Here is a 12,970-nt window from a genome sequence, read left to right as displayed (position 1 = left end):
TGCTAGCTTTATTCTCAGTATATCACTTTATCTTCTTTGCACCAGTTATCTAACTTTTCTTACGTTTTCCTTTATTTTTTTGGTCACGTTTACGGTTCTTTTTCCGTTTTTTCTTAGCAGGTTCAGCTTGAGTTACTGGTTTACTTGGCTTTTTACGAACTGGTCGACTTGGCGCTTGTTTCTTTAACTCAGCTAACTCATTTTGATCTGTAACTAGTTGACGTTGATAAAGATAGACTGGCTCTAGTTCATAGCCCTTTTCTTTGACCAATTGCTTAAACATCCGCAGATCGCGTTCATTACCGATATTAATGACGGTCCCATCAGCACCCATTCGCCCCGTACGTCCAACTCGATGAATATACGTATTGACATTTTTAGGCAGATCATAGTTCACGACAGCAGGTAGCCCTGGAATATCTAATCCTCTAGCCGCTACATCTGTGGTCAATAACAACGCAACTTCTCTTTTCCGCAATTGACGTAAAGCTTGTTCCCGTTCAACTTGACGCTGTTCACTATGCAAACGTGCAACGTTAACATGTGCATGTTTTAACTTTTCGTATGCATCATTTAATTCAGCGGTTTGTTTGAAAAAGACTAGAGCGCAAAAATCGTCTAACTGTGCCAACCTACGTAAAGCATCGACGCGCTTTCTTTGTGGAACTTCTAACAAATAATGCTCCACTTGACCTCGAGTATGATCAACTTGGCGAACATCGATCACAGTTGGCTCGATCCCAAACCAGCGATGTAATTCCGATAAGATCGGAGCTTTAGTGGCTGAAAAAAACGAAACAGCTGCCGCTCTAGGCGCATGTGTGATGATCTCACGGCAATCAGCTAGTGTTTCAGCTTCACCCAACAATTCATCTGCCTCATCGATCACGATCGCCTCTAGTTTATGCAATTTTAATTTCTTATCATTGATCAGGTTCAATAATCGGCCTGGTGTCCCGATCACAACTTCAGGTCGCTTTTTTAATTTTTCGATCTGCCGTTTGACATTTGCACCACCTATCAAAGATAAGACATTTAGCTCAAGTAACTTAGCCCATGGGCGGATCACATTAGTCAACTGGGCTGCCAACTCTTGCGATGGAGCTAAGATCAATAATTGCGTACCATCCTTAGGTAAAAGCTGTTCTAATAATGGCAAAGCGTAGGCTAAAGTCTTACCCGAACCAGTTGGAGCCAACCCCAACACACTCTTCTCCTGCGCTAGTAATGGTGCAACTTCCGCTTGGATCGGTGTTAGGGCTTCAAAGCCTTGTTCTTTAAAATAATTCTCAAATTTTGGATTCATACTTACCTTTCTCAGTAGTCGACCTCATCAGCCGGAAAAGCAAGTCCTGCACTTTGACGTAATTTATACAAGACATGATTTACTTCAACGGCTACGGCTAACCACTCCTGCTGTAACTGCTTATTTTGCAGTGAATCCGTATCTCGTAAAACCTCTCCAAAAGCTTTTGCTTCAGCCAACATTGGATTTTTAGCCGGATCCACTGATAACATTGTACCATTTCCTGTGGCATCGACCAATTCCACTTTTTGTAATTCAGCCGCATTATCCATCACGATCGTCTCTTTTAGTCCGTAAACTTCACCAGGCAGATATGAATTGGCTGTCTTACCAACATTTAAGACTACATCATAGTCCGGATAGTTCAAAATGGCTGTCCCAGAACCATCGATCCCGTTGCGTAATTTTACTGGATAATAATGGACATCTTTTGGGATCCCAAACCAACTGATCGCATCATAGACAAGATATACCCCTAGATCTTGCAAAGCTCCACCTGAAAACTTAGGCGAAAAGACATTTGGTTCTGCTCCCGCTAAAAATTGATCATAACGCGAGGAATATTTTTTATAGGTCAAATTAGCCCCTTGGATCACAGGTAGCTCTTTGACTGCTTGTTTGACACTTTGAAAATTTGGCTCGTGAAAATGTCTAGCTGCTTCAAAGCAATAAAGTTCTGGATGATGATGCAAATATTTCTGTAAGGCTTTGAACTCTGCTGGATTAGAACACATAGGCTTTTCAACGATCACATGCTTCTTGGCTTTTAAGGCTTGTAAGGTTTGTTCAAAATGCAAACTATTCGGCGATGCAATGTAGACCACCTCAAAAGTACCTTGTTCAAAAAATTCATTTAAATTATCAAAATATTCTGTTACATTTTTGAAAGCTGCACCAAATTTTTGCGCTGTGGCTACTTTCCTTGAATATACGCTGGTTAAAGTAAACTCACCTGTAGCTTCTGCTGCTTCAACAAATTGCTTAGTGATCCAATTAGTACCAATGATCCCGAGTTTCATAATAAGTAACCCCTTTCAATTTTCCATTCGTATTTATTATAACAGACTTCGAAATATTAGCGTACTAAGAGCTGATTTGTCCCAATTTTTTAAGTTAAAATATTCCAAAAGTATGACAAAATTTCTATTATATTTCATTTTCAAATATTACTGGTATTTTACTATTTTTACAGTATAAATCGTGGTATATTATACTCAATAAGAAAATTGGAGGGGTTGAAGCAATGAAACGCAAGGGCTTGATCAGTTTAGGCCAGACTTTATTCAGTAACGTGATCAATTTTAACAAGAAAAGCAAGCAACCACAGGTGTCTCTACCACTGATCTACGCCGGTAGTTGGCAATTTATCGATGAATTAAGTAATCGAACTCATTGTCTTGAGATCACGACTGACTTGCGGATCTTGATCGATCATCGTGAACTTACTGGTCAAGTTCAAATGCTCACCTCTAAAGAACTCATCTTTTTGGACGGTTATGGTTATCATTTACGGATCGATGCCATCGATGGTAAGCCGATAAGTGTTTATGATGAGGCTGACAATCGTGTTTATGAATTGAGCGAAAATTTAGATTCCGATGGATGTCTTTGACTATCGAATACAGCTAAAAAAGCTCGTATGCAAAACTGCATACGGGCTTTTTCATATCCAACGATTTTCTTTTGCTAAAAGTACTGCTTCTAGGCGTGAACTGGTCCCCGTCTTGCTCAAGATCGCGGAAATATAGTTTCTAACGGTCCCTTCAGCCAGAAATACTGCTTGTGCTATCTGCTTAGTATTACTAAATTCTTTCATCACATTCAAGATCTGTAATTCACGTTTATTCAAGGGACACTTTGACTTATCAAACATCCCCTTGACCAATCGACTTTCATATACTGTTTGTCCGTTAGTAACTGTTCTGATCGCTTGGATCAAATCGTCACTAGGCGAATCTTTTAATAAATATCCCGAGATCTCAGCTTTAATAGCTTGTGCAAAGTATTCTTCTCGTGCAAATGTCGTTAAAATGATCACTTTCACAGGAATTGCTAATAATTTCAATTGCGTAGCCACCTCCAATCCTGTCAAAGATGGCATTTCAATATCCAAAAGAGCTATATCCGGTTTAAGTGCTATGATGTCTTTTAAAGCTTGTTTTCCATCGGTGGCAGTTCCGATCACTTTGAGATCATCTTCTAACTCAAGTAACGTTTTGAGTGCTTGTGCGATCATCACTTGATCTTCAGCTAGATAAATTTTGAGCATCATCCGATCCCCCCTTTCTTTTAGGGAGCCTTAGTATGATCACAGCTCCATTTTCAGTCGTAAAAGTAGTGTTGCCACCTAAATCAGTCACTCTTTGTTTGATACCACTCAGTCCAAATGATATCTGTTTAGTAGCAAATCCTATACCATTATCTCTTATAGTAACATGATAATTTGTTCCATCTTCTTTAAATATAACTTTAAAAATATTTGCTCGACTATACCTGATCGCATTAGTGACAGCTTCATTTATAACTGCTGCAACTACTTGCTGTACTTCTTGTTTCCATAATGCTACGTTATCATCATTTTCAACTATCAGGATAATTTTTGCTTGGCTTAATTTCTCATTTGCTTGATATAAGACTTGTGCTAACGTTTCATACTTTAGATCGTGGGCTATTTGCCGTACTAATTCAAGGTCTGCTCTGGCTTCATCAGCGATCTGTTCTATCTGTAGCTGTGCTTTAAGTGGATCTTTTTTTAAAAGTTTTTGTGCTACTTCTGCTTTTAAAGCCAATAGTGAAAAGCTTTGTCCCAAATCGTCGTGAAGTGCTTGGGCGATGCGATCTCTTTCCTTTGCTAACAAATGCAATCGCTGATTTTCACTTTCTAGCGTCTGTTTTTGTCTTTGCTTCTCACTTAAGGAACGAGAGGCTAAGACAGGCAAAGCTGGTGATAAGATCAAAAGTAGTAGATCGAAAATATCTACATTTCCATCATTAGTTAAAAGAACATAGATCACTCGACAAAGAGAAACACCCAAAAATATATAAAACATCCATAATAACCGTCTGAAGCGCTTATTTTCCAGAGGAAACGACCCGATCAAAAATGAAGTAAATACAAATAAAAAAATATAGTTGAATACTACAGCAAATATCATATCGATCACTAACTGAATAACGATCCGCAAATCAAAGTTTTTAGTCGTCATAAAACTATCACGGTAGACCTTGACATAAAATATTATGATCGCTGACCAAAAATATTTGCTCACACCCTCTATCGCACTGGTCAAACTAAGAACAGGTAAGATAAAGAGTACCCAAAAATATGGAGCAAAACCTAAATATTCAGGAAATAAAATATGCGCACGTAAAAATTTTTTCATACTAGCATGTCCTTGCTATTGTTTTTTCGATCAAATATATCAGACCACCTAAAAGTAAACTCCAAATGATCACCCCAACTAAATAACCCCATGTGATCATTTTACCACTGACTAATTCGCGTGCTATTTCAGCTATATAATATACTGGTGTGTGTCCACCTATGATCTGGATCCAGTGAGGTAGTGTTTTAAAAGGAAACCATAAGCCACTGACAATTGCCAACAAAAACACGATATTACCCAAAATATTGACAGTATTTGTATCATGCGTTTGAGCTAACAATACCCCGATCAACATCAAAGGCGTTGCTAAAAGTGGAATGATGCCAACTAAAATAAGCCATAATTTGACCGAAAAAACAATACCATTGAATAGCCACCCTGTCAATCCTAAAGCAATGACACAAAAAACATTTAGCAACCAAAAAATACTACCGACCGAAATATAATATTGCCACTGTTTAACTGGTAGTAAGCGTAATGATTTAGCGTAACCACTCACATAGTCATTTACTAAAGTGTTAGCTACAGTTAAGACTGAGCCCAATAGATTAGCATAGATCATCATTGACACCAAATAATCTCGCTTAAAACCCATATCATCGGATAAAATCTTTGTAAATAATAAATAAAACAGCACTGGGATCAAAATATCAAAAAATAAAAAATTAGGATTTCTTAAAATGATCCGCTTAAAATTGAACTTACTTTGATACCACATTGTATGTTCCTCCTGTCACTTCTAAAAATAGCTCATTTAACGAATCATGTTCGATACTTAAATTTTTGATCGCTGGTAAATAAGGAACAAGCTCTTGGATAAGTTCGTCTGGCTCAGTCGTCTGAATAATATAATTCATGGCATAATTTTTGACGGTTAGCACTCCAGGAAGTTCTGTAAAAAGACTTTTGTCTAAGACACTCGTAAATCTAAACGTCACTTTTTGACCGTTTTGTTGTAATTCTTGTAAAGTCCCTGCAAAAGCTATGCTACCATCTTTTAAGATCAAGAAACGCTGGACTACGTTTTGTAATTCTTCCAAATAATGACTGGTTATCAGAAATGTTTTCCCAGCAGTTTGCAATTTTTTTATCTGTTCCCAAAACTTTTGCCGATGTTTCAGATCCATTCCAACAGTTGGTTCATCTAAAAATATCACCTCTGGATCACCTGCTAGGCACAATGCAAATTGCAATGATCTTCTTTGTCCGCCTGAAAGTTTAGCGATAAAGGTCTCTTGTTTTTCCTCTAAATCTGCGATCGTTAATAATTCAGCATAACTTTTACTTTTAGGATAATAGCTACGCCAAAGTTCAAGGATCTCTTTTACAGTTGTGCGTTCAAGGGTAAGTTCATTTTGCAACATTACCCCGATCGCTTCAGTTTTTAGTCTCTTTTCCCCTAAGATCTCGATCTCGCCTTGATCTTTAGAAACTAGTTGTAATAAAACATTCAATAAGGTTGATTTACCAGCCCCATTCCTTCCTAAAAGGGCTACGATCTCACCTTTTTTGATCTCAAGATCCACTTGTTTTAAGATCACTCTTTTATCATAGGTCTTTTGTACATTTTTTACTTTGATCACTGTCTTCATAGATTCCACATCCTTTGATCAATATCGTACCCTTAGTTTAGTCTCAAATATCGCCCATATCTAGACGTAAATGTCATGATATTTTATGACAATTGTCACAAAAAAAGTCGCCTAAAAAGACGACTTTTACCTTATAATTTTATTCGATTGCTCGGTTTAGCATAATTTTGGCCTAAATAATAGGTCAAGATCACTAAAATAAATAAGCCCACAAAGACTAAATAACTGGACTCGATTCCAAATGTACCACCATTTAACATCGCAGATCCTGAAACCGGACGCGATGCTAAGATCACACTTGTACCATTGATCCCTGAAACTGGGGTCCCAAATAACGGTCCCTCAGCAAAATTCCAGGCACTATGAAACGCACCTGCTAGCCAAAGATCACCGGTATAGGTCCGAAACAAGCTCATCAAGATCCCAAAGAGCGTCAAACCAATAAGCGCATTGATCCCGACCCCACTATTACCTAAGTGAGCAAGGGCAAATGCCAAAGCCGAGATGAGGATCGCCCAACGTTTTGAAACTTCTTTTTCCAATCTTCCTTGTAAATAACCACGAAAGATGACCTCTTCAGTCATCCCTTGCATCCCAAAGCCTAGCAAAAAGGCTAATAATACTGTCCAATTGGAATTTTGCCAGATAACACTCACACTAAATGCCTTCCCCAAGACCGCGATCCCCCAGATCAAAGCAAAAAATGCTAGTCCAAGAACATATCCAGTCGCATAGCGCAAGAACGAGCCTTTTTTATCAAATGGCATGATCTGATGTAACTGCTTTGGATCACCTTTATACTCTTGTTTCAAAATAAAGACAACAATTATCTCACCGATAAAGCCAAGTCCTAGGGCAAGTGGCGAAAAGATATCACTTAGATCACCTGAGAAAGCCGCCATCAATAAGCCCGTAAAAATCATGATCAGTCCCATTGGGATCGATGATACGATCATCAATAGAAGTGTCCATAAAAAAATTCTACCGATCCGTTTTAATTTATCCATCTACTCACATCCTTTTTTACATAAAAATTAAAACACAAAAAATAAGTAAAAGCTAGCAAAATGCGATTTGACAAAAGTCCTCATTTAACTTCAAAACATAGCTACTGGTATCACAAATCATATCTGACGAAAATAAAACAAGGGACTCATTATGATACGTGATCTGCATCATGATGAGTCCCTCGTGTTCATACGGCACTGATCGTATAGACTTACACTTTAACGCCTACTTATTTAACCAAGCTTCTTTTTCAGTTAAAAATTTTTCTACACATTCTTCCAAACTCAGGCCAGTTCGTTCAGCTAGGGTCGCTAGCCACCAAACGGATTCCCCGATCTTTTGAGCCAATTCATCATTACTTGTCTTAGGCCACCGTCCTTGTTTATCCATCGTCAAGCGCCCCACCAAAGCAGCATCTGTTAGAAAAGCTAAGGCATCTTCTTCAACCGACCACCATGAGCCATGATGCTTTTCTTCGAGCATATGATACTTTTGGCGGATCGCATGTGAACGTGCACTTACTTCATTTAGGTCCATCAGTTATTCTCCTTTATCGCATGACCAGTAGCATAGTCGATCTTTAATCCCTTTTGAACATTAGGGATAAAAACATTATACTCTAACGAACCATCACTTGCTTTAGCTTCTAAATGAGCTCCTGATGGTACTAAATTATTACCGCTATAGACATTTGTCACACGATAACGGACAGTCTTATTACGATCTAAGGCTTTTCGAACAAGACTTTCGTAATAGTTTTGACCTGTTGAATATTTTGCATTAGCTTCATTAGCCCAAGCTGTCTGAGTCGCAATATTTTTGGGATTGCTCTCACTAGCATCAAAACCACGAATATTTCCCACTAAAGCATACCCTAGTAAGTGTCCGCGATCATAAGCATGGTTGTAGGCGCCACTTAAGTTAGTGAGTTGCTTAAAGCCCTGTGGTTTCCATTTAGTCGAACCATTATTAGTTTGGTGGCGATTCTTGTATTGCCGTGTTGTCCTATTCAAAAGGGCATTGGCTACCGTCGGACGTTTTAAGCTATCGACTTCATTTGTTGCATAAGGAGCACTAGAAACCTTAGCTTTTAAATCTGTCTTGTTGTTATTAACGATAAAAGCCCCACTGTTGTTCCATTTGAGATTTTGCTCACCGCCCAATTGTTTAACAACATCCGGCGTCAAAACCGTTTGGGCTAATTGTTGTGATGGAGTGCTCTTTTTTAATTCACCAGAGCCACTCGAACTATTTTTTTGATGTGTGCGCCAACCACCATAGTGCGTCGTTGCTTTAGCTGTTACCGGTGCCCCGATCGCACCACTGAGCATCAAAGCTGCCGCAAATCCGGTCAGTATTTTTTTGAACTTCATAATTTCCTCCGTAAAAAAAGACCAACAGAATCATCCATTGGTCTCTGTTTGTTCGATTATTATAAAATGTTGATATTATGTGCGCGACAAGTTTCGATCATTTCCTTTGGCCAAATACTTGCTTGAACTTCGCCAACATGCGCTTTACCTAGTAACAACATACATAAACGAGATTGTCCGATCCCGCCACCGATCGTGTATGGCAATTCCTTATTCAAGATCATTTGATGGTACGGTAATTGCTTACGATCAAGGGCATCAGCTGCTGCTAATTGGGCTAACATCGAGTCCTCGTCAACGCGGATCCCCATGCTTGAAAGCTCTAAGCGACAGTTGAGTGGCTCATACCAGAATAAAATATCACCATTCAAGCTCCAATCATCATAATCAGGAGCACGTCCGTCATGCTTTTTACCGCTCTTCAAGGTACCACCGATCTGCATCAAAAAGACCGCGCCGTGTTCTTGACAGATCTTATCTTCACGTTCTTCAGGCGTGAGCTCTGGGTACATATCTTCTAATTCTTGAGTTGTGATAAAGAAGATATCGTCAGGCAATTTATTGACTGCTTCAGGGTATTTATACCAGACTTCATTTTCCATGTGCTTGATCACTTTAAAGATTCGTCTGACCGTATCTTCAAGGGTTTTAACATTGCGTTCTTCTTTAGTGATGATCTTTTCCCAGTCCCATTGATCGACATAACTTGAGTGGTAGTTATCCAACTCCTCATCTTTTCGGATCGCATTCATGTTAGTATACAAGCCTTCATGTAGCTTGAAGCCATATTGTTTTAGGGCCATTCGTTTCCATTTAGCTAAAGAATGGACGACTTCAATGGTATCGTTTGGAATACTCTCCATCGTAAAAGATACAGGTGTTTCATAACCATTCAAATTATCATTCAACCCCGAACTCTTTTCTACATACATTGGTGCTGAAACACGTGATAAGCCAAGCTCTTTGCCAAATTCATCTTGGAAGGTCTCCCGAATATAACGGATCGCTTCTTGTGTCTTTTTGACATCAAGCTTGGGATCATAATCTTTTGGAATAATAAGATCCATAAATGTCATCCTTTCTCAGTTAGTTAGTTTAATTTTACCTTAAAATAATTAGATTGCAATCTTTATTTTTTGAATTTCGTACCTTATTTCTTAATTTAACTACTTACAACCTTCCAAACGTTTTTGATGGTGGCGTTTTCAGCAAAATGTTATACTTACCGTAGTTTATAAATGAAAGGATGATCATGATGGATTTTACTACACTCGTTCAGAAAAGACATTCGACACGTGATTTTACCGAGCAAATTATCCCTAGATCACAGCTCGACCAGATCATCCAAGATGCTCTAACAACACCATCTTGGGTCAATTCCCAGCCTTGGCGTGTCTATGTTGCCACGGGTAATACTTTAGCTTTGATCAAAGAAAAGCACCGTGAAGCAGTCAACCAAGGTGATCTTGGTCAACCAGAATATCCTGTTTTAAGTCGTGATAAGTGGGATCAACGTTCACAAGCAAACATGGCCGCTTGGACGACCGAATTTAAGCAGCGTTTCCAACCTGGTGAAGTTGATTTTCGTAAAAGTCAAGCTGATCTCTTCAATGCCCAAGCACTCATCTATATCACGCTACCAAAAAACTTATCCCTTTGGTCAGTCCATGATATCGGTGCTTTTACCCAAACATTAGTCTTAAGCGCTACCGCTCAAGGACTTGCTTCGATCACTGCTTATGAATTAGTCAAATTTCCTACTCTTGTCAAAGAGATCATGGATATATCTAGCAGTGAAACTTTAGCCGTTGGAGTGGCTTTAGGCTACGCTTCAACTGATCCCTTAAATAGCTTTAGTCCCAATAAACTTACCTTAGAACAAGTCGCTACCTTTAAAGATTAAAAGTGACCAGTCCTTTCCCATTATAGAAAAGGACGGTCACTTTTTTCTATGATCTTAAAAATTTTGTGAACTCAGCTACAAGGTCTTATTACGCTTGAAAAATATTCATAAATGTACCTTTACCCTACATAGTATTTTATTTTTCTCCAATTGAACCTGACTTTTCTTTTTTAGCTTGCTTGCCACTTCATCAGATACTCTACTTGATCAGTCGTCTCATCTAATTGTTCATTTACCACAGTAAAATCAGCTCGCTGATAAAAATTTAGGGCTCGCTCATTTTTAGCATAAACAGCTAAGCTCAACTGGCTCTTTTGTTGTTTAGCCTTAGCTAATAACTCGCTTCCGATCCCTTTGCCTTGTGCCTTGTCAGCCACAAAGATCCCCGCGATGTAAGTATCTTGAAGCCCAATGAAGCCCCAAATCTCATTATTTTTTTCATAGACCCAGATATTTGCTTGGGGCAACATTTCTTTAACTAATGCATAGTTGGCGTGCCAATATTTGACAGAGATAAAATCATGGGCTGAAATATTTGTAGCAAGCCAAAGCTCCATAACTTGTTCTAAATCATCGGTTCTAAATTTTCTGATCATAAGCTAACCATTCCCTTCCATGCTATGATACAATAATTGCACACAACAGAAAAGTGAGGACTTAACAATGGAGCAGATCCTTGAATATATAGAGCGTATCGATGATCCGGATAACCGCCTGATCTTTGGCGACTTTATCAACTGGCTAACGACTGATTTTCCTGAATTAAAGCCAGAATACAAATGGAATCAGCCAATGTTCACCCATCATGGAACTTTTATCATCGGTTTTAGTGTTGCCACCAAGCATTTTACTGTGGCACCTGAAATGCGTACTTTTGAGCACTTTTTGCCCCAGATCAAAGCCCTAAAGCTCAAACACGGCAAAAAAACTTTCCAACTTCAATTTGGCAAAGACATCCCATATGACTTACTCCGCACGATCATCGCTCACACGTTAGAAGACAAACAAACTGTTACTAGTTTTTGGGATAAGCGTAAAATTGGCGAATGATAAAACTCTTATTATACTGTTATCAAACAAGGGAGCTAGCAGCGTGCTAGCTCCCTTACTATTTATTTGGCACTGACGGGAGCGCCCCATGCTTTTTAGCTAAAGTTCTCTCAAAACAAGATCATATCGGAGTATTTCTCTCTACGCCTGTAGCTTGCGAATTTATTCCGTCAACGGTTCATAAGAGCTGAGCAGTGAGAGCGACTCACTACTTTCTTATGCATTCCTCGACCGTGGCAAGTATTTCAACTTCCAACACCGACCCGAACATTCAGCATTTTCATATATTTGTATGATCTGCCGTCTTGAGCGATGTACCTGCTTCTTTTCTTATACTGTTATTTCTAACATTCACAGCAACACACTTATTTGGATATTACCAATGTAAACTGCATTCATCCCTGAATAGCAGCAATATTGGCTTCTTCTCACTGAGCGTCTATTATCATGTGGAAAAGTTCAGTACGTTAATTCTGGGCTACATTTGCATATCTCTTAGCCTCTTTTGCTTTTACAAAACGCCATGATGTCACCACCACTTTGATAGTCACTAGCCAGTATCCCAACTAGCAAACTACGCGGGCTTATCCTCCGAGATATCTTAGCAAAGCGTTCAACTTCTCTGCACTAAGTTCGATATGATCTTGTTTTCAAAGAACTTTAGTATTATTATACACATTTTATCCCGTGTGACAAGCTTTTTGATCAATAAAAACCCTCTTGCTAATTGATCGAGCTAAGAGGGTAAAGTTAGTTATTCAATTGTGATCACGCCACTTTTGTCTTAGCAAATGCCAAGTAACCGCAAGCTACGACACCTAATGCGATAAAAATAATTGCAGCGATCATGTTGCCTTTAGAAACCATCGTAACTGCGATCGTCGCAAATAAACTGATGATCGTCAATAAGATACCTGATTTTTGCAATGTGTTGAGTTCATTGAACTTATCTTTGAAACCAACAGCTAACATCAATGAGCCTGCAAATGAACCCAAGCCAAAGAGTACGTGTAAAACGATAAATAACATATCCATCCTAGCACCTCCTTTTCCTTCTTTACTTAAAAATATACAGGATGTGTTAAGTAAACTCAACTCTTTTGTCTTTTGTACAACAAATCACTTTTCCTATTCTTGTACCACGATAAAGTTTAGACTGTCTCTAATGTGAGCAAATTTTATCGCTGGACTATCTTATAAATGAGAATGTAAGTTATATAGCCTCATTTTTTATAACGTATCTTTTTTTAAACGTGATAGGACCAATGTGATCCAAACAGAGATCAATGATGGTAAGACCAAAATGATCAGCTTACTTGGATCGGTCAGATTTAACTGACTGATATCACTAG

General features: G+C 38.7%; 15 protein-coding genes. 3 read left to right on the top strand and 12 right to left on the bottom strand.

What is annotated here, in order from left to right; translation table 11 throughout:
• Positions 1 to 49: 49 nt before the first annotated feature.
• Together CPS94_RS01290 and CPS94_RS01285 are read right to left on the bottom strand one after the other, a co-directional pair.
• On the bottom strand, positions 50 to 1,306 hold the full coding sequence (locus tag CPS94_RS01290) for a DEAD/DEAH box helicase (protein WP_112195624.1): 1,257 nt from the start codon (positions 1,304 to 1,306) through the stop codon (positions 50 to 52).
• 11 nt (positions 1,307 to 1,317) lie between these two features.
• Positions 1,318 to 2,328: a Gfo/Idh/MocA family protein gene (locus CPS94_RS01285; RefSeq protein WP_162626455.1), complete on the bottom strand. Its 1,011-nt coding sequence runs from the start codon at positions 2,326 to 2,328 to the stop codon at positions 1,318 to 1,320.
• A 221-nt stretch (positions 2,329 to 2,549) separates the two neighbouring features.
• Here CPS94_RS01285 and CPS94_RS01280 point away from each other — a divergent pair, with 221 nt between their 5' ends.
• Positions 2,550 to 2,918 carry a DUF4828 domain-containing protein gene (locus tag CPS94_RS01280; protein ID WP_112286326.1) on the top strand — a complete coding sequence of 123 codons (369 nt, stop codon included), beginning with the start codon at positions 2,550 to 2,552 and terminating at the stop codon, positions 2,916 to 2,918.
• A 51-nt stretch (positions 2,919 to 2,969) separates the two neighbouring features.
• Here CPS94_RS01280 and CPS94_RS01275 read toward each other — a convergent pair whose 3' ends face one another.
• The 8 genes from CPS94_RS01275 to asnA form a co-directional block, all read right to left on the bottom strand.
• Positions 2,970 to 3,575 (bottom strand): response regulator transcription factor, encoded by a 606-nt coding sequence (locus tag CPS94_RS01275; RefSeq protein ID WP_004049315.1) that lies wholly within the window; start codon positions 3,573 to 3,575, stop codon positions 2,970 to 2,972.
• Positions 3,553 to 4,689: a sensor histidine kinase gene (locus tag CPS94_RS01270; RefSeq protein WP_112286325.1), complete on the bottom strand. Its 1,137-nt coding sequence runs from the start codon at positions 4,687 to 4,689 to the stop codon at positions 3,553 to 3,555. Before CPS94_RS01270 ends, CPS94_RS01275 begins: the two co-directional genes overlap by 23 nt.
• A 1-nt stretch (position 4,690) precedes the next feature.
• Positions 4,691 to 5,410, bottom strand: a complete 720-nt coding sequence (locus CPS94_RS01265) for an ABC transporter permease (protein ID WP_112286324.1) — start codon at positions 5,408 to 5,410, stop codon at positions 4,691 to 4,693.
• Entirely contained in the window at positions 5,394 to 6,284 is an 891-nt protein-coding gene (locus CPS94_RS01260; RefSeq protein WP_112286323.1) for an ABC transporter ATP-binding protein, read from the bottom strand. The genes CPS94_RS01265 and CPS94_RS01260 overlap by 17 nt, the downstream gene beginning before the upstream one ends.
• A 131-nt stretch (positions 6,285 to 6,415) precedes the next feature.
• Positions 6,416 to 7,291, bottom strand: a complete 876-nt coding sequence (locus CPS94_RS01255; protein WP_112286322.1) for a CPBP family intramembrane glutamic endopeptidase — start codon at positions 7,289 to 7,291, stop codon at positions 6,416 to 6,418.
• A 226-nt stretch (positions 7,292 to 7,517) separates the two neighbouring features.
• Positions 7,518 to 7,829 carry a nucleoside triphosphate pyrophosphohydrolase family protein gene (locus CPS94_RS01250; protein ID WP_112286321.1) on the bottom strand — a complete coding sequence of 104 codons (312 nt, stop codon included), beginning with the start codon at positions 7,827 to 7,829 and terminating at the stop codon, positions 7,518 to 7,520.
• The gene (locus CPS94_RS01245) at positions 7,829 to 8,665 is read right to left on the bottom strand and encodes a DNA/RNA non-specific endonuclease (RefSeq protein WP_112195640.1); all 837 of its coding nucleotides are present in this window, start codon (positions 8,663 to 8,665) and stop codon (positions 7,829 to 7,831) included. The genes CPS94_RS01250 and CPS94_RS01245 overlap by 1 nt, the downstream gene beginning before the upstream one ends.
• Positions 8,666 to 8,724: 59 nt before the next feature.
• Positions 8,725 to 9,732 carry an aspartate--ammonia ligase gene (asnA, locus tag CPS94_RS01240; protein ID WP_112195642.1) on the bottom strand — a complete coding sequence of 336 codons (1,008 nt, stop codon included), beginning with the start codon at positions 9,730 to 9,732 and terminating at the stop codon, positions 8,725 to 8,727.
• Positions 9,733 to 9,920: 188 nt separating this feature from the next.
• Here asnA and CPS94_RS01235 point away from each other — a divergent pair, with 188 nt between their 5' ends.
• Complete coding sequence (locus CPS94_RS01235) at positions 9,921 to 10,568, top strand: nitroreductase (protein ID WP_112195644.1); 648 nt, start codon at positions 9,921 to 9,923, stop codon at positions 10,566 to 10,568.
• A gap of 170 nt (positions 10,569 to 10,738) precedes the next feature.
• On the opposite strand, the gene CPS94_RS01230 is transcribed toward CPS94_RS01235, so the two are convergent.
• Entirely contained in the window at positions 10,739 to 11,164 is a 426-nt protein-coding gene (locus CPS94_RS01230) for an N-acetyltransferase (RefSeq protein WP_112195646.1), read from the bottom strand.
• 67 nt (positions 11,165 to 11,231) lie between these two features.
• On the opposite strand from CPS94_RS01230, the gene CPS94_RS01225 reads away from it, so the two are divergent.
• Positions 11,232 to 11,618 (top strand): iron chaperone, encoded by a 387-nt coding sequence (locus tag CPS94_RS01225; protein ID WP_112195648.1) that lies wholly within the window; start codon positions 11,232 to 11,234, stop codon positions 11,616 to 11,618.
• 768 nt (positions 11,619 to 12,386) lie between these two features.
• On the opposite strand, the gene CPS94_RS01220 is transcribed toward CPS94_RS01225, so the two are convergent.
• Entirely contained in the window at positions 12,387 to 12,653 is a 267-nt protein-coding gene (locus CPS94_RS01220; RefSeq protein WP_112195650.1) for a Na+-transporting malonate decarboxylase, carboxybiotin decarboxylase subunit, madB, read from the bottom strand.
• Positions 12,654 to 12,970: the final 317 nt, after the last annotated feature.

Source organism: Ligilactobacillus murinus, from assembly GCF_003288115.1.
Classification (GTDB): Bacteria; Bacillota; Bacilli; order Lactobacillales; family Lactobacillaceae; genus Ligilactobacillus; species Ligilactobacillus murinus.
Note: the sequence above shows the minus strand (reverse complement) of the source record. Positions and strands in the feature narration are given on the sequence as shown.

Bases quoted from the DNA above. Each gene is read 5' to 3' on its own strand.
- CPS94_RS01290 (WP_112195624.1), bottom strand. From the start codon at position 1,306: ATGAATCCAAAATTTGAGAATTATTTTAAAGAACAAGGCTTTGAAGCC.
- CPS94_RS01280 (WP_112286326.1), top strand. From the start codon at position 2,550: ATGAAACGCAAGGGCTTGATCAGTTTAGGCCAGACTTTATTCAGTAAC.
- CPS94_RS01275 (WP_004049315.1), bottom strand. From the start codon at position 3,575: ATGCTCAAAATTTATCTAGCTGAAGATCAAGTGATGATCGCACAAGCA.
- CPS94_RS01270 (WP_112286325.1), bottom strand. From the start codon at position 4,689: ATGAAAAAATTTTTACGTGCGCATATTTTATTTCCTGAATATTTAGGT.
- CPS94_RS01265 (WP_112286324.1), bottom strand. From the start codon at position 5,410: ATGTGGTATCAAAGTAAGTTCAATTTTAAGCGGATCATTTTAAGAAAT.
- CPS94_RS01260 (WP_112286323.1), bottom strand. From the start codon at position 6,284: ATGAAGACAGTGATCAAAGTAAAAAATGTACAAAAGACCTATGATAAA.
- CPS94_RS01255 (WP_112286322.1), bottom strand. From the start codon at position 7,291: ATGGATAAATTAAAACGGATCGGTAGAATTTTTTTATGGACACTTCTA.
- CPS94_RS01250 (WP_112286321.1), bottom strand. From the start codon at position 7,829: ATGGACCTAAATGAAGTAAGTGCACGTTCACATGCGATCCGCCAAAAG.
- CPS94_RS01245 (WP_112195640.1), bottom strand. From the start codon at position 8,665: ATGAAGTTCAAAAAAATACTGACCGGATTTGCGGCAGCTTTGATGCTC.
- asnA (WP_112195642.1), bottom strand. From the start codon at position 9,732: ATGGATCTTATTATTCCAAAAGATTATGATCCCAAGCTTGATGTCAAA.
- CPS94_RS01235 (WP_112195644.1), top strand. From the start codon at position 9,921: ATGGATTTTACTACACTCGTTCAGAAAAGACATTCGACACGTGATTTT.
- CPS94_RS01230 (WP_112195646.1), bottom strand. From the start codon at position 11,164: ATGATCAGAAAATTTAGAACCGATGATTTAGAACAAGTTATGGAGCTT.
- CPS94_RS01225 (WP_112195648.1), top strand. From the start codon at position 11,232: ATGGAGCAGATCCTTGAATATATAGAGCGTATCGATGATCCGGATAAC.
- CPS94_RS01220 (WP_112195650.1), bottom strand. From the start codon at position 12,653: ATGGATATGTTATTTATCGTTTTACACGTACTCTTTGGCTTGGGTTCA.